Source organism: Acinetobacter sp. 18QD2AZ41W, assembly GCF_009829025.1.
GTDB classification, from domain to species: Bacteria; Pseudomonadota; Gammaproteobacteria; order Pseudomonadales; family Moraxellaceae; genus Acinetobacter; species Acinetobacter pseudolwoffii.
The window spans coordinates 56,674-73,090 of record NZ_WURP01000001.1 but is presented as its reverse complement, the minus strand read 5'-3'; the positions used below and the strand labels follow the sequence as shown (position 1 = coordinate 73,090).

Here is a 16,417-nt window from a genome sequence, read left to right as displayed (position 1 = left end):
GGAGTTTAGATGAAACATTTTGAATGCGCCGTCTGCCAGCAACAGCTATTTTTTTACAAATCAGTCTGTGATCATTGTATGTCACCAATCGGCTATGTCGCTTCGGAAAAAGAATTGTGCGCATTTAAAAAGCAGAGTGCTGATCAATGGATTCCAGTCTCCAAAAGTTATCAGCATGCCAGTTATAAACCCTGTCATAACTATACGCACTATCAGGTATGTAACTGGATGATTCCCAGTAATGAAGATGAAGATTTTTGTGAGTCCTGTCAACTCACTCATGTGATTCCTGATCTGGAAAATTCAGAGAACCTGATTTACTGGTTTCGACTGGAAGAGGCCAAACGCCGCTTCCTTTATTTGGCGCAGCGTATGAACATGATGCCACGCCCCAAAAAATCTGAAGATGATCCATTTGGCCTGCGTTTTGATTTTTTACTGCCTGAAGATGATCAGCCGGTTTTGATTGGTCATGCCAATGGTGTGATTACTTTAAATGCGATTGAAGCGGATGTGGTGTATCGTGAAACAACACGCGTGAATATGGGAGAAAATTACCGGACTTTATTGGGCCATTTTCGCCATGAAAGCGGACATTACTATTTTGCACTGATGCAACACTTACATCCGGAACTGATTGAAGAGTTTCGTCATTATTTTGGCGATGAGCGGCAAAATTACAGTGAGGCGCTGCAAACTTATTATAATGACGGCGCCCCGATCAACTGGCAGGAAAACTATATTAGTGCTTATGCCACCGCACATCCCTGGGAAGACTGGGCAGAAACCTGGGCGCATTATCTGCATATGATGGAAACACTGGAAACTGCTTACTATGCTGGAATCCGCGTTATTGGCAATGGTGGCTATCTGGCCAGCATGGATTTTAAAGAATGTCCAATTGGCGGACAGGACGTTGAACATATTCTTGCAAACTGGGTTACCTTAACCTTTAATTTAAATGCCTTGAACCGTTGTATGGGTCTGGAAGATGCCTACCCATTCAAGCTGACCGAAGCGGTAAAAGACAAGCTTCGATTTATACATCGGCATGTACTGGAAAAAGTTTTTAAATCATCCAAATGATCTTTAAACGACAAAAAAATGGATGTAATCAAATGAATAAAGCCCGTATACAACGGGCTCTATTTGATGATCAATGCGATTAAACGTATTAAGCGGTTTTCATTGAACCGGTTTCTTCAAATTGGGCATGCCAAGACAAAGCTTCATTCAATAAATGCGGTGTCTGACCACCACGCGCACAGGCACGCTCAAAATAATGATTTAAACTTTCGCGGTAATCTGGATGAGCACAGATATCGATAATCTTGCGGGCACGTTCACGCGGTGCCAAACCACGCAGATCTGCTAAACCTTGCTCAGTCACCAGAATATCAACGTCATGATCGGTATGGTCGGTATGGCTGACTAGGGGAACGACTGAAGAAATCGCACCACCTTTGGCATAGGATTTGGTCACAAAGATGGCAATATGCGCATGACGGGTAAAATCTCCCGAGCCTCCAATACCGTTCATCATCTTGGTTCCAGTAACATGGGTTGAATTCACATTTCCGTAAATATCAAACTCAAGTGCTGTATTAATCGCAATAATCCCGAGACGGCGAATCAGTTCAGGATTATTGGAAAGTTCCTGTGGACGCAAGACAATTTTATCTTTGTATCGATCAAAATTGTTCATCACTCGTGCGGCACAGTCATCGGTCAGGGTCATGGAGCAACCTGAAGCAAAGGTCATCTTGCCTGAATCGATAAGCTGGAAAGTGCAATCCTGCAAGACTTCAGAATACATTTCCAGATTATTGAAATTGGAATGTTCGAAGCCGGCAAAGACCGCATTGGCCACGGAGCCCACACCGGATTGCAGCGGCCCCAGATTTTCAGGTAAACGCCCTGCTGCCACTTCCTGTTCAAAGAAATGAATCAGGTGACTGGCAATCGCCAGCGTTTCTTGATCCGGTTCGTCCATGCCAAAGGAAGTGTCTGGAATCTCATTGATGACAATCGCAGAAATTTTTTCAGGTGCAACATGAATCCCGATTGTTCCAATTTTGTCACTGGCTTGAGTCAGAGGAATTGGCTCGCGGTTTGGGCGCGCTTGAGGTACATAGATATCGTGAACACCTTCTAGTACGGGATTAATCGTCATATCAATTTCAATAATGACCCGATCTGCCATTTCGATGAAATTTGCAGAATTTCCGCAAGAGCCTGTCGGAATAATCTGACCGTCTTCAGTAATCGCAGTTGCAGCAATTACAGCCACATTAATCGCTGGCAAGTTTTTATGACGGATATTATCGGCCAGTTCAGAGAGATGCTGATCGACATACATCACTTCACCGGCATTAATCGCTTTACGTAAAGAAGGATCTGCCTGATAAGGATAACGGCGGGTTATGACATGTGCTTCATTGAGTTTTCCATCAATCCGGTTCCCCAGACTTGCACCTGTCGCCAAGGTAATATGAATTGGATACTTCTGTGCATATTCAGCCAAGGCCAAAGGCACAGTTTTCGCTTCACCTGCCCCCCCAAAACCACTTAAACCAACTACATCGCCATCTTGAATCAGTTGTAGTGCTTTTTCGACAGATACGACTTTATCTTGTAATGGGAGCAAACGAATGCGCTCTAAACCGTTCATAAAAAATCTCAAAAATATAAAATAAAGAGGCATCTGCTCCTGATGAACCAAGAGCATTAGCGTCTAAATCAATCAATAATTAATTTTGCTAATTCGAGCATTGAATTTTGGCTGGACTTAAACCAGTTCCACTGCAATCGCAGTTGCTTCACCGCCACCGATACACAGTGCGGCAATACCTTTCTTGCCACCAGTACGTTTTAAGGCATGAATCAAGGTCACAATAATACGGGAACCAGAAGACCCCAGTGGATGACCGAGCGCACATGCGCCACCGTTGATGTTGACTTTTGCAGTATCCAGTTTAAAGCCATCAATGGCTAGCATCGTCACCATGGCAAAAGCCTCATTAATTTCCCAGAGGTCCACATCAGCGGCATCCCAACCGGTTTTTTTCAGGACTTTTTCAATCGCACCGACAGGTGCAATGGTGAATTCCGAAGGATGCTGCGAATGGCTGGCATAGGCCAAAATATTAGCCAGCGGTTTTAAGTTACGCTGTGCAGCAATTTCACTAGAGGTGACCACCAGTGCTGAAGCACCGTCTGAAATTGAACTGGCATTTGCTGCGGTAATGGTTCCGTCTTTTTTGAAGGCTGGACGCAAGCTTGGAATTTTGTCTGCTTTGGCATTTAAAGGTTGTTCATCCTGCTCAACCACTACATCGCCTTTACGGTTACTGACAGTGACTGCTACGATTTCATCTTTAAAGAAGCCTTGCTGAACAGCCGTCACCGCTTTGTTTAATGAGCCAATGGCATAATCGTCCTGCTGTTCGCGTGTATAGCCTTTTTTATCTGCCATTTCCTGTGCCAGAATTCCCATCGACAGACCTGTTTCTGCATCTTCCAGACCTTCCTGGAACATGTGATCCGTGACTTTGCCATGTCCCATACGGAAACCGGCACGTGCCTTGTCCATCAAATATGGCGCATTAGACATAGATTCCATGCCACCTGCGACCACAATTTCAGCCGAACCCGCTTTGATTGCATCTGCTGCCTGCATCACCGCTTTCATGCCTGAGCCACAGATTTTATTGATCGTGGTGGCACCTGTTGAATCCGGTAAGCCGGCTTGACGCATGGCCTGACGTGCCGGGCCCTGTTTTAAACCCGCCGGCAGTACACAGCCCATAATGACTTCATCAATATCGTTTGCAGTTAAACCAGCACGAGCTACAGCTTCCTTGATCGCCACAGCACCCAAATCAGGCGCCGTACAGCTTGAAAGTGAGCCTTGAAAACCGCCCATTGCGGTACGTACAGCTTCTACAATTACAATCATTCTAATCTCATCCTTTTTCATCATTGTTATTTAACACCGCACAGCAGAAGCTCTGCAGTGTTTGTCCTTCGCAATACTTGCCGGTTTAAGCCTGTGCAGTGAAATAGTCTTCAGGTAATTGCATGACCAGTTCTGCACCTGCCTGAATACGTTGAATTCGGGCACTCAAATCCGGGAGAACTTTGGCGACATAATAATTCGCCAGTACCAATTTGTTCTGGAAATAGCTATCGTCTTTCGTTGCTGCAGCTTTGCTGATACGCGCATACATATACACAAAACTGAGCAGACCCACCGCATGCAGATAATCGACCGCAATCGAGTTAGCAAAGTCCGGATTCAGTTGAGACTGCTCGACGATAAAGCTGGTGATGTCTTCCAGTTGCTGACAGGTCTCTAATGTCGCCGTTTTAATCGTCAATGAATCATCCAGACCTTGGGCGAACTCGCGGATTTCAGCGATATACTCTGCAATATAAGCACCTTTACATTTGGTAGTTTTACGGCCAATCAGGTCAATTGCCTGCACACCATTGGTGCCTTCATAAATTTGTGAAATGCGCAGATCGCGAATACATTGTTCCATACCCCATTCACGGATATAACCATGACCACCGAAGCACATTTGCGCTTCCAGTGCAGAATCTAATGCTTTATCAGTCAGATATGCTTTGGCAATTGGGGTTAACAGAGCCACACGGTCGGTCGCTTTACGCACCGCTTCAGCATCGGTCGAATATTTGGTGATATCCAGCTGCTGACCGACATAGACAGCAAAGGCACGAGATGCTTCATTGTTGGCGCGCACATTCAGCAACATCCGGCGCACATCACCATGTACCAGAATCGAATCGGCTGGTTTTTCCGGTGATTTCGCACCGGTCGAGGCGCGTCCCTGTAAACGGTCTGTCGCATATTGTGCCGCATTCTGATAAGCAAATTCTGCCGCGCCAATGCCCTGAATTCCCATCGACAGACGTTCGTAGTTCATCATCACGAACATGCCGGCCAGTCCTTCATTTTCGTTACCGACCATATAAGCTTTGGCACCATCAAAGTTCATGACGCAGGTCGCTGAGCCTTTAATTCCCATCTTATGTTCGATTGAACCCGCAGATACTGCATTACGTTCACCGAGTGAACCATCTGCATTCACCAGAAATTTCGGCACAATAAACAGGGAAATGCCACGTGAACCGGCGGGTGCATTTGGTGTTTTTGCCAACACTAGATGAATGATATTTTCACTCAGGTCATGTTCACCGCTGGTAATAAAGATTTTGGTACCGCTGATGTTATAGCTGCCATCTTCATTGGGTTCAGCCTTGGTTTTGATTATGCCAAGATCAGTACCTGAATGTGGCTCAGTCAGACACATGGTGCCCGACCATTCGCCTGTATAGAATTTTGGTAAATAAGTTTCTTTCTGTTCTTGTGAAGCGCGATCATTGATCGCCATGCCTGCACCTACGGTTAACAGCGGGTAAAGCATAAATGATGGATTAGTACTCCAGATCATTTCATCGGCCAGCACGGTCAGCATTTTTGGCATATTCTGCCCGCCCCATTCTTCACTGGCACCTAAACCTACCCAGCCACCTTCAGCAAACTGCTTAAAGGCATCTTTAAAGCCTGTAGGTGTGGTCACTTCACCATGTTTAAACTGAGCACCACCTTCTTCATCCGCAGGACGATTCAGGTCAAGAATGACATTCTTGGAAAATTTGGCCATCTCTTCCAGAATTGCATTTGCAGTTGCCATATCTAAATGTGCAAGATTTTCATTACCTTGCCAAAATTGTTCAGCTTGAAACACATCATTTAAAATAAATTCCATGTCTTTTAGCGGCGCATTATAAATAGGCATTCTTACATTCCTTAACTGGTGATACTCAATTCTGTTGCTGAGCGTTTTATAATCATTGATTAATGAAAATCTTTTTTATGATTTTACTTCAATCAATGCATATCAATCGAAAATCATCATCTCGAATTAATCCAGCAGTAAATCTCATTCAACTAAATAAGCGACATAAAATTTAAAAACCCAAGCTTTATGTCACCGTTATTTACTGAACCAAGCAGGCTTAAAATGATTCTTTATTCACCACTATAATCCTTTGCCAGGACGGTCTTAAACCGAATAATGATTTCACTTGATGTGCTGAAACAATAAAATAATTATGCTGAAAATGGAATTTTATTTAGCAAAGTTGATCTCTAGGGTTCAGTTTTCTTGACAATATTTCCAGACTGACACCATATATATTTTTCATTGTTAGCAGTTGCTGCATAAATATACAAAATTAGATAAATATCACGACCTTAGTTTTATAGCTATCTTGGGTAAAATTGAATATTCTTGAAAGGTTCTTTTTCGAAAAATATGGACCAAGAAGATGACGACTGTAAGACAGCAGAACTTCCTTCTTCGTAAAGAGAAGATCCTGAGCATGGCTGAAAGCCTGCTACTGGACAATAATCAGGACATTACCCTGAGTGAACTTGCCAGTGAACTGGACATCGCGAAAGGAACGATCTACAAGCATTTCAAAAGCAAGAACCAGTTATATTTAGAACTAATTATTCTGAATGAAAAAAGAATCCTGGAAATATCAAAAAAATATAATAACGATATTAAAAATTATGTTTCGCAATATATGCTCTATCACATGCTCAATTCCAATCGCACCATCCTGTTGCATGTGATTGAAGAGCGTTTAACCAATAATGAAAAAAACCTGAAAGATTTATTTCAGGAGCTTTATCGGATTCGCGAAGAACGGATTATCCGGATTAAAGACATGACCCATGATTATCTGGTGGCTTTAGAAAGTGCCATGTCGATTCGGGATTATTTGTCTTATATCTGGACCGTGACTTATGGAGCTTCACTATTATTAAATTCAACCAATTATCAAAAAGCGATTGGTTCGCGTGAACGTCTGATTAAACTGTATATTAATCAGGCGCTGATGACCCCGGATAAAATCTCGTCAGTCTAAGCCCTATAATAAAAAATGCCGGATTGAATCCGGCATTTTATTTCAATTGAATGACTAAACAAATATCAAGCAGCAATTGGCGGAAATCCGTCTTCGGTTAAAGCCGCGACAATCTCGGACTCAGTGACTGTCGATTCAACTTCGACCAGCTTAGTCGCCACATCTATATGAACGGTGGCATTTTCATCCAGATCTTTAATCGTAGCAGTCACACTGCGTGCACAGCCACCACAGGTCATATTTTCAATACGGAATTTCATATTTAGCTCCATAGGATCGCTTTAAAAATTAATGTGATTGGGCAGATTATATTTAACCTGAGCTGCAGATCAGCTCAGTGCTGCTCAGGGACGACACCCTGTTCAATCTGTTTTAAAATCTGGCAATCGGCCTGTTCATTGCCGGCACACTGCTCCACCGATTGCTGTAATATCAACAGCATATGCTGCATATCGGCAATTTTCTGTTGTAAAAACTGGATATGTTTTTCGGCCAGCTGTTTCACCTCGCTACTCTGACGTGAGCTGTTCAGCCACAGGCCGAGTAATTCTTTCATCTGCTCTGAAGAAAAGCCGAGTTCGCGTGCATGTTGAATAAAACTTAAGGTTTTAATGTCCGCATCAGTATAAACCCGATAACCTGCATCGCTTCGTTTCGCAGCAGGCAACAACCCGATGTCTTCATAATAACGAATCATTTTTGCAGAGATGCCGGAACGTTTTGCCGCCTGACCAATATTCATCCTGCTTGCTCCTTGAACTGTACCGCTTTGTAGGCTTTTAATCTCAAAGCATTAGTGACAACAAACACGGAAGACAATGCCATCGCACCTGCGGCAAACATCGGCGATAACAAGATGCCCCAGAATGGATAGAGCACCCCGGCAGCGATCGGGATTAAAGCAATATTATAGACAAAGGCCCAGAACAGGTTCTGCCGGATATTGCGCATGGTGGCCTGACTCAGACCAATTCCGGTGGCCACATGCTGTAAATTACCTGACATCAACACCACATCGGCTGCCTCAATCGCGACATCGGTGCCTGTACCAATCGCCATGCCAACATCAGCCTGTGCCAGTGCCGGGGCATCATTGATTCCGTCTCCGACAAAAGTGAGTACGCCATATTGCTGCTGGAGTTGACGTACCGCATCCACTTTCTCATGCGGTAAAACTTCCGCAATTACCTGATCAATTTTCAGCTGTTTGGCAATGGCCTGCGCGGTATGCTGATTGTCACCGGTGATCATCGCCACTTTCAGACCCTGCTCATGCAAGGCCTGAATCGCACTATAGGTAGTTGCTTTAATCGGATCCGCGACGGCAATAATAGCCGCCAGCTTTTGATTGATCGCCACATATAAGGGACTACGGCCCTGATCACCGAGTTTTTGTGCAGTAGACCGAAACAGATCGACATTTAGACCCAAGTCCTGCATCAGACGTTCAGCCCCAATATGCAGCTGCTGACCAGCTACCTGTGCCTTGACCCCTGCGCCGGTGATCGAATCAAAATCTGTGACTTCACTCAGTTCCAGTTGTTGCTCATGAGCTGCCTGAACAATGGCATGGGCAATCGGATGTTCTGACTTGGCTTCAACCGAAGCCACCAGTTGCAATACAGTCTGCTGATTAAAATCTGCTGTGACTTCAAAGTCCGTCAGCAACGGTTTTCCTTCAGTCAAGGTTCCGGTTTTATCAAGTGCGACGACTTGGGTTTGTTGTAATAACTGTAAAGCTTCACCCTTACGAAACAGCACGCCCAGTTCAGCGGCACGCCCAGTTCCGACCATAATTGAGGTCGGCGTTGCCAGCCCCATGGCACATGGACAGGCAATAATCAGCACCGCCACGGCGTTGACCAATGCATAGGTCAGATTGGGTTCAGGCCCAAACAGGAACCAGACCATGAAGGTCAAGGCCGCCAGTGCCATGACGGCAGGTACAAACCATAAAGTCACTTTATCCACCACCGCCTGAATCGGTAGTTTCGAGCCTTGTGCCTGTTCCACCATCTCAATAATCTGCGCCAGTACAGAATCCTGTCCGACCGCAGTGGCCCTGATTTGCAAGGTTCCATTCTGGTTCACTGTACCACCCACCACCTGATCCCCGGCCTGTTTGGCCACGGGTAAAGGCTCACCACTCATCATTGCTTCATCGATATAACTTTGCCCGGCAACCACTTCACCATCGACGGCGACTTTTTCACCCGGGCGGATTTCAATCAGCATGCCCTGTTGTACATCGGCAATCGCCAGATCAACCCAGTTGCCATGCTGTTGTACCCGTGCGGTTTTCGGTTGCAAGCCGACCAGATACTGAATCGCTTCTGAGGTTTTACCTTTGGCTTTGGCTTCTAGATACCGCCCCAGTAAAATCAGCGCAACAATGACAGCTGCCGCTTCAAAATATACATGGACGGTGGACTGGGGTAACAGCTGCGGAAAAAAGGTCGCAATGCAGGAAAATCCATAAGCTGCGATTGTTCCGACTGCGACCAGAGAATTCATATCCGGCGCCAAACGCAATAAAGCCGGAATACCATGCTGATAAAAACGCCGTCCCGGAATAATCAGCACCAAACTGGTCAGCACAAACTGCAGATACCAGCTGTTCTGGGTTCCCAACGTCTGCGCAATAAAATGATGAAAAGCCGGGATCAGATGTGAACCCATTTCTAGAATAAATACAGGCGCTGTCAGAATGACTGCAAGCCAAAGATCCCGTTTCAGTTGCGCGGTTTCAGTGGCTTTCTTTTCCTGAAAAGCCACATGGCGATCTGCCGAGAGATGTGTATTGGTTTTTTCTGTGGCTTTAAAACCGGCTTTTTCTACAGCAGCAATCAAAGCTGGGATGTGCTGACGGGATGCCTGAATCGAAGCAGTTTCAGTCGCCAGATTGACTTGTGCTGTACTGACGCCGTCTACTTTTAATAAAGCTTTTTCAACACGCGCGACGCAGGAGGCGCAGGTCATGCCTTCAATCGCCAGTTCAATCCGGTCAGCCTGAAGATCAAAACCGGCTTTTTGCACCGCCTGAGTCAACTTGGACAATGGCACAGAATTGATTAGACTCACATGCGCCTTTTCAGTGGCCAGATTCACGTGTGCATCCAGTACACCTTCTACTTTTTTTAGGGCTTTTTCTACGCGAGCCACACAAGATGCACAGGTCATGCCTTCAATATTCAAAGCAAACTGTTGCGTCGGTACATCAAAGCCAGTTTTTTCAATTGCTTGAACTAGCACAGCGGCAGCAATCGGCTGCTGGCTTTTAATAAAAGCTTTTTCAGTCGACAGGTTGACAGATGCCTCAACCACGCCCTCAATTTTTTTCAAGGCTTTTTCGACCCGAGCCACGCAGGATGCACAGGTCATACCGCCAATCTGCACCTGCTGTTCATATAACCGGATGCTGTCTTGTTCTGCCATGCCCATCTCCATGCATCAACTTGCTGCCGATGCTATAGCTTAAACATTCCCAGCATGGCAAGGTCAAGTCTTTCATTTAAATATTTTAGGAAAGATAAAGCGGTATTGCGATTGGATGCTCATCCAAGAACCAAATAAAAGCCCGAAGATGACTTCGGGCTTTTATAGCAGTGTTTAAAATATTGAATGCATCAATTTTATTCGGCAGAAATATCTTCAAACAGAACCGAAGACAGGTAGCGTTCACCGCCATCTGGCAAAATCACCACAATATTTTTACCGGCATTTTCAGGGCGTGCAGCCAGTTGTGCCGCTGCCGCCATGGCCGCACCACTTGAAATGCCGACCAAAATACCTTCCTGAGCTGCAGTTTTGCGTGCCCACTCGATTGCCTCTGCGCTATTAATGGCAATCACTTCATCGACCAGATCTAAATCCAGGTTGCCCGGAATAAAGTTGGCTCCGATACCTTGAATTTTGTGTGGTCCCGGTGTCAGCGTTTCGCCGCGTTTGGCCTGACCAATAATTGCAGATTCAGCAGGTTCCACCGCCACCGAATATAGAGGCTTATTTTTAACTTTCTCAAAGTAACGCGAAATACCGGTAATGGTTCCGCCTGTTCCGACACCTGCGACCAGAATATCGATGTTACCCGCCGTAGCTTCCCAGATTTCTGGGCCGGTGGTTTCTTCATGAATTTTAGGATTGGCTGGGTTTTCAAACTGTTGTGGCAGGAAATACTGCTCCGGGTTCTCATTCAACAGACTCTCGGCTGCTTCAATCGCCCCTTTCATGCCTTTGGCCGGATCGGTCAAGACCAGATTGGCTCCTAAAGCTTTGACTACTTTACGGCGTTCAATACTCATGCTTGAAGGCATGGTGAGCGTCAGTTCATAACCTTTAGCGGCTGCCACAAAGGCCAATGCAATGCCGGTATTGCCACTGGTGGGTTCAACGATGTGCATACCGGGTTTGAGTTTTCCAGATTTTTCTGCATCGTTAATTAATGCTGCACCAATACGACATTTGACTGAAAAGGCCGGATTACGGCTTTCAATTTTAGCAAGTACAGTTACCGGAGCTGAAATTACACGATTAATACGAACTAGCGGTGTATTTCCAATTGCGTCTGCATTATTACTATAAACCGCTATCCCTAAATTATTTGGTGTTGGAAAAGCTGAATCTGTACTCATGATGATATCCCTGATGTTATTGGTTCAAGTCATTTAAACATCATACAAGCATTTTTTTCGTTTGTAGATGTTTGATGGAATTTGCACTTGATCGCAGTAATTTAAACCAAAATATTTTTTAAATAATTCGATGATTTTATATTATTTATCAACGTTTAAAATATAACTTTAACTAATGTTTAACCTGATTAAAACCCGATAATATTTAAATATTATATCAATGTATTAATCATCGAGCCCCTTATAATGTGCGGGCTGTAATTTTATAATGGACATATGAGATGAAAACCGATTTTGAAATCACGACTATGCGCGATTCAGCAGAACAGGTCGTCGGCATTTTAAAATCTCTGGCCAATACTGACCGTCTCCTTATTTTATGCCATCTCTCTCAAGCGGAACTGAATGTTTCACAAATTGAAGATATTACCGACATTAAACAACCGACGCTTTCCCAGCAACTGATGATGCTGCGCAAAAGTGATGTAGTGAATACCCGTCGGGATGGTAAACAGATCTATTATTCAATTAAAGATCAAAATTTGATTGTGGTATTGACTACGCTTTATCAGCTGTATTGTGCGAATCAAATTAAATAGTTTATTTTTAAACACTATTTAACGCCAAAACACACTTCTCTACCCCATTGATCTGGCAGAAATAACGACTTTGTAGAAAATCGCTATAGCTGCTTCAAGAAAATGGAGGCCAGACCTAGCTGATTTATTTTAAAAACATAAATCATCACAAATTCGACCCCTTAAGATTTCTTAGCAGAATTTGTGCATAATATATCTATATTTATGATTTAGACCTTTTTATGCCAAATTCCAAGTCTAAACTTCTGCATAGACTGCCTGCCTGGGCATGGTTAAGCGACTATACGCCGGTCAAATTTAAATCCGATGTGCTGGCCGCACTGATTGTCGTGGCGATGCTGGTTCCTCAGGGGATGGCTTATGCCATGCTGGCCGGTTTACCGCCGATCATGGGCTTATATGCCAGCATCCTGCCAATGATCATTTATGCGTTGCTCGGTGGCAGTTCGACTTTATCGATTGGCCCGGTGGCGATCATTTCAATGATGACTTTTGCCACGCTCAATCCACTGTTTGAAGTCGGCTCACCGGTCTATATCGAAGCTGCGACCTTATTAGCACTCATGGTCGGTATTATTTCCCTGCTCTTGGGATTATTCCGTTTCGGTTTCTTAATTCAGCTGATCAGTCATCCGGTCATTAAGAGCTTTATTATTGCCTCGGCATTATTAATTGCTTTTGGACAATTGAAGTTCTTGGTCGACCTACCCTTAAAAGCCAATAACATTCCAGAATTTACAACAAGTCTTCTGGAGTATCTGCCGCTCCTGCATTTACCAAGCCTGTTATTTGGCCTGTTGTCGATGGCTTTACTGATCTATCTGCCCAAGTTGCTAAAATCTCAGGCAGTACAAAGCCGGATCGGCTCTACAGATTTTCTGGTACGGGCTGTGCCTCTCATTCTGGTATGTCTCGGGATTGCAGCGATTGTATTTCTGAATTTAAAGGGGCAAGGCATTAAAACAGTGGGTGCAATCCCGTCCGGTTTTCCGCCCTTGTCTTTTCCGCACTGGAACTGGGAACTGGTCATGACCTTGTTACCGGGTGCTAGCATGATCGCCATGATCAGCTTTGTGGAATCACTGTCAATTGCTCAAGCCACAGCCTTGCAACAACGCAGTCATTTAAACAGTAATCAGGAATTGATTGCCTTGGGGATTGCCAATATCAGTGCAGGCGTCAGTTCAGCCTTTCCGGTTACTGGCAGTCTGTCGCGTACCGTGGTCAATGCCGATGCCGGTGCCAAATCCCCCATGGCAGGAGTTTTTTCCTCCATTCTGATTATTTTCGTCAGCCTATTCTTTACCAGATTTTTTGAAGATCTGCCCCTGACCATTCTGGCCGCCACGATTATTGTTTCCATCTGGAAACTGGTCGATTTTCGGCCTTTCTTTGATGCCTGGCGTTATTCTAAAGCCGATGGTATTGCCATGTGGATTACCTTTCTGGGTGTGGTGCTGATTGATATTTCCACTGGCCTGATTATTGGGATCATATCGACGTTTATCCTGATGTTATGGCGAATCAGTCGTCCGCATATTGCAGTGCTCGGACTGGTCGAAGGTACACAGCATTTTCGTAATATTCAGCGTCATCAAGTCAGTACCTCCGATCGGGTGCTGTCACTGCGGATTGATGAAAATCTGACTTTTCTGAATGCCAATAGCTTCAAAGGTTATCTGATCAATCAGATGAGCCTGAATGACAAGTTGCAACATGTGATTTTAAATTGCTCCAGTATCAGTGCCATTGATTTAAGCGCTTTGGAAATGCTGGAGGATTTAAATGCGGAATTGGCCAAACTGAACATTCGACTGCATTTTGCCGAAGTGAAAGGCCCGGTGATGGACAAGCTACAAGCCTCGAAGCTGATGATTCATCTGAGCGGCCACATTTATCTGACTCATTTTCAGGCAATTCGGGACTTGGCTCCAGAAATCTTTGAGCAGCATAAAGACTATACGATTTAGGACAGCAGATAATTAAACTTATGGCCGGAGATTCAAACCGGTCATGACACCAAACTTTTTTAAATTTTCAAATATAATTTGAATTTATCGATTTAACTTTGATATTTATTTCATGAATATAATTTTAAAAGAGATGATTTATTCATCACATTTAGATTATTTTCTTAAATAAAAGTATTCTTTTATATTGATTAATTTTAGAATAAATCAATTATATCAATAACTTGTTTTTTATATAAAAATATATTTCAAGCCTTGTTTAAATTAAGTATAAAATAGCGCAACTTTTTCCCAAATTTAGCCCTCGTAATTTTCACAAGGCAATCTTATGTTTTCTGCCCTTATGCGTATGAGCCTAGTCTCTCGAATCATCATCGCCATTATTTTAGGTGTAGGTGTGGCTGTGGTATTTCCCGAAGCTACTCCCTCATTAAGCCTATTGGGCGACCTGTTTATTAAAGCCTTGAAATCTGTTGCACCGATCCTGGTTTTCATTTTAGTTTTAGCTTCTATCGCAAATTTTAAGGTGGGGCAATCCAACACCGCCATTAAACCGATTATGATGATGTATGCGGTAGGTATGTTCCTTGCTGCACTCAGTGCTGTCGTTTCGAGTATGTTATTTCCAAGTACGCTGTTTCTGGATATTGCTGCGCAAGCGGACTTACAGCCACCTGGCAGTCTGGTAGAAATCCTGAAGAATCTGCTGCTTAGCTTTGTCGCCAACCCGGTCGTTGCCATTGCTGAAGCAAATTTCATTGGCGTTCTGGCATGGTCTGTGGCATTGGGCATTGCCTTCCGTCATGCATCGGATACCACCAAGACTCTTTTGAATGATGCCGCCTTTGCGGTTAATTATGTGATTCGTTTAGTGATCAGTTTTGCGCCTGTGGGTATTTTTGGTCTGGTTGCGGTGACTTTTGCTGAATCCGGTCTGGATACGCTGACCAGTTATGCACATTTACTTGCGGTACTATTAGGTACGATGGCTTTTGTTGCACTGGTAATTAACCCGATGTTGGTGGCTTTAGTGACGCGTCACAACCCCTATCCACTCGTCTTTACCTGCTTGCGTGAAAGTGGCATTACCGCCTTCTTTACCCGTAGTTCGGCCGCCAACATTCCCGTCAATCTGGATCTGGCAAAACGTCTAGGCGTCAAAGAATCGACCGCAAGTATCGCAATTCCTCTCGGTGCTGCGATCAATATGGCTGGGGCATCGGTCACCATTACCGTATTGTCACTGGCAACGGTAAATACCTTGGGCATTAGCGTAGATTTCACCACCATGCTGATTCTTTCCGTAGTAGCAAGCATCTCGGCATGTGGTGCTTCAGGTGTGGCCGGTGGTTCATTATTGTTAATTCCTGTGGCCTGTGGTCTGTTCGGTATTTCTTCGGATATCGCTATGCAAGTGGTCGCGATTGGTATGGTAATCAGTGTATTGCAGGATTCTACTGAAACTGCTTTAAACTCGTCTACGGATGTTTTATTTACCACAGCAGTAGACCGCGCATCAAATTGATTTTATATTGAATAATCAATATTTTTTGCCAATGATGTTGTTATGCCATTACAGCGCTTACCTACCTGGATACAATTAGGAGCGTTCTTTCTTGCGGTGAATGCCGGCATGATTAACGTCCTGGGTCTGGTGACGGTATTACACCAGTCTGTTTCACATATGACCGGTAATGTCAGTATGCTGGCCATGGCGCTGCTGGACTGGCAGCCAGACATGATGCTATATCTGCTTCTGGTCACAATCTGCTATGTCATTGGTTCTCTGTATAGCGGGCTGATTCTAGGAAATAGTCACTTTCGCTTGGGGCGACTTTATGGTTACCCTTTAAGCCTGGTGGCTTTTTTTATTCTGATCTGCTGGTTATTATTGCCCTATTTCCCGCGTTATGCCCTGTTATGGGCCTGTGTCGCGATGGGTCTGCAGAATGCCATGGTCAGCCATTATAAAGGTGCCATTATTCGCACCACGCATTTATCTGGTGTACTGACCGACCTTGGCTTGGCCATGGGTTACCGTTTACGCGGCTTAGATGTAGAACCACGCCGAGTCGTTTTACATATACTTATTTTGCTCGGTTTTTTAAGCGGTGGTATTCTTGCCAGCTGGCTTTATCCTTATTTAAAATTAAATGCATTCCTGATCCCGGCAGGGCTGAGCCTGATGCTCAGTCTGATTTACTGGGTGATTTATTTACGTTATCGACATCAACACGATTAATTTCTGGACATT

Annotated in this window: 13 protein-coding genes; 6 read left to right on the top strand and 7 right to left on the bottom strand. The window is 44.4% G+C overall.

Going from position 1 to position 16,417, the window contains the following annotated elements; all coding sequences use genetic code 11:
- Positions 1 to 9: 9 nt before the first annotated feature.
- Positions 10 to 1,086, top strand: coding sequence for a putative zinc-binding metallopeptidase (locus tag GVV58_RS00340; RefSeq protein WP_005096974.1), 1,077 nt, complete (start codon positions 10 to 12; stop codon positions 1,084 to 1,086).
- Positions 1,087 to 1,174: 88 nt separating this feature from the next.
- Here the strand turns inward: GVV58_RS00340 and GVV58_RS00335 are convergent, their stop codons facing one another.
- The 3 genes from GVV58_RS00335 to GVV58_RS00325 all read right to left on the bottom strand — a co-directional run bounded on the left by GVV58_RS00335 (position 1,175) and on the right by GVV58_RS00325 (position 5,825).
- Positions 1,175 to 2,671 carry a succinate CoA transferase gene (locus GVV58_RS00335; protein WP_005096976.1) on the bottom strand — a complete coding sequence of 499 codons (1,497 nt, stop codon included), beginning with the start codon at positions 2,669 to 2,671 and terminating at the stop codon, positions 1,175 to 1,177.
- Between the two features lie 117 nt (positions 2,672 to 2,788).
- Positions 2,789 to 3,964 carry a thiolase family protein gene (locus GVV58_RS00330; protein WP_171062587.1) on the bottom strand — a complete coding sequence of 392 codons (1,176 nt, stop codon included), beginning with the start codon at positions 3,962 to 3,964 and terminating at the stop codon, positions 2,789 to 2,791.
- Positions 3,965 to 4,043: 79 nt separating this feature from the next.
- Positions 4,044 to 5,825 (bottom strand): acyl-CoA dehydrogenase C-terminal domain-containing protein, encoded by a 1,782-nt coding sequence (locus tag GVV58_RS00325; protein WP_005096978.1) that lies wholly within the window; start codon positions 5,823 to 5,825, stop codon positions 4,044 to 4,046.
- 532 nt (positions 5,826 to 6,357) lie between these two features.
- Between GVV58_RS00325 and GVV58_RS00320 the strand changes: the two genes are divergently transcribed.
- The gene (locus GVV58_RS00320) at positions 6,358 to 6,963 is read left to right on the top strand and encodes a TetR/AcrR family transcriptional regulator (RefSeq protein ID WP_005096979.1); all 606 of its coding nucleotides are present in this window, start codon (positions 6,358 to 6,360) and stop codon (positions 6,961 to 6,963) included.
- Positions 6,964 to 7,028: 65 nt separating this feature from the next.
- Here GVV58_RS00320 and GVV58_RS00315 read toward each other — a convergent pair whose 3' ends face one another.
- The 4 genes from GVV58_RS00315 to cysK form a co-directional block, all read right to left on the bottom strand.
- Positions 7,029 to 7,223: a heavy-metal-associated domain-containing protein gene (locus GVV58_RS00315; RefSeq protein ID WP_005096981.1), complete on the bottom strand. Its 195-nt coding sequence runs from the start codon at positions 7,221 to 7,223 to the stop codon at positions 7,029 to 7,031.
- Between the two features lie 74 nt (positions 7,224 to 7,297).
- Positions 7,298 to 7,705, bottom strand: coding sequence for a Cu(I)-responsive transcriptional regulator (cueR, locus tag GVV58_RS00310; protein ID WP_159515742.1), 408 nt, complete (start codon positions 7,703 to 7,705; stop codon positions 7,298 to 7,300).
- Positions 7,702 to 10,404, bottom strand: a complete 2,703-nt coding sequence (locus GVV58_RS00305; protein ID WP_159515741.1) for a heavy metal translocating P-type ATPase — start codon at positions 10,402 to 10,404, stop codon at positions 7,702 to 7,704. The genes cueR and GVV58_RS00305 overlap by 4 nt, the downstream gene beginning before the upstream one ends.
- A 191-nt stretch (positions 10,405 to 10,595) precedes the next feature.
- Positions 10,596 to 11,594, bottom strand: a complete 999-nt coding sequence (cysK, locus tag GVV58_RS00300) for a cysteine synthase A (protein WP_159515740.1) — start codon at positions 11,592 to 11,594, stop codon at positions 10,596 to 10,598.
- Between the two features lie 281 nt (positions 11,595 to 11,875).
- Here cysK and GVV58_RS00295 point away from each other — a divergent pair, with 281 nt between their 5' ends.
- The 4 genes from GVV58_RS00295 to GVV58_RS00280 all read left to right on the top strand — a co-directional run bounded on the left by GVV58_RS00295 (position 11,876) and on the right by GVV58_RS00280 (position 16,405).
- On the top strand, positions 11,876 to 12,193 hold the full coding sequence (locus GVV58_RS00295) for a metalloregulator ArsR/SmtB family transcription factor (protein ID WP_005170781.1): 318 nt from the start codon (positions 11,876 to 11,878) through the stop codon (positions 12,191 to 12,193).
- Positions 12,194 to 12,414: 221 nt separating this feature from the next.
- Positions 12,415 to 14,163 (top strand): SulP family inorganic anion transporter, encoded by a 1,749-nt coding sequence (locus GVV58_RS00290; protein WP_159515739.1) that lies wholly within the window; start codon positions 12,415 to 12,417, stop codon positions 14,161 to 14,163.
- A 328-nt stretch (positions 14,164 to 14,491) separates the two neighbouring features.
- On the top strand, positions 14,492 to 15,688 hold the full coding sequence (gene sstT, locus GVV58_RS00285; RefSeq protein ID WP_159515738.1) for a serine/threonine transporter SstT: 1,197 nt from the start codon (positions 14,492 to 14,494) through the stop codon (positions 15,686 to 15,688).
- 42 nt (positions 15,689 to 15,730) lie between these two features.
- Positions 15,731 to 16,405: a YoaK family protein gene (locus GVV58_RS00280; protein WP_159515737.1), complete on the top strand. Its 675-nt coding sequence runs from the start codon at positions 15,731 to 15,733 to the stop codon at positions 16,403 to 16,405.
- Positions 16,406 to 16,417 lie beyond the last annotated feature (12 nt).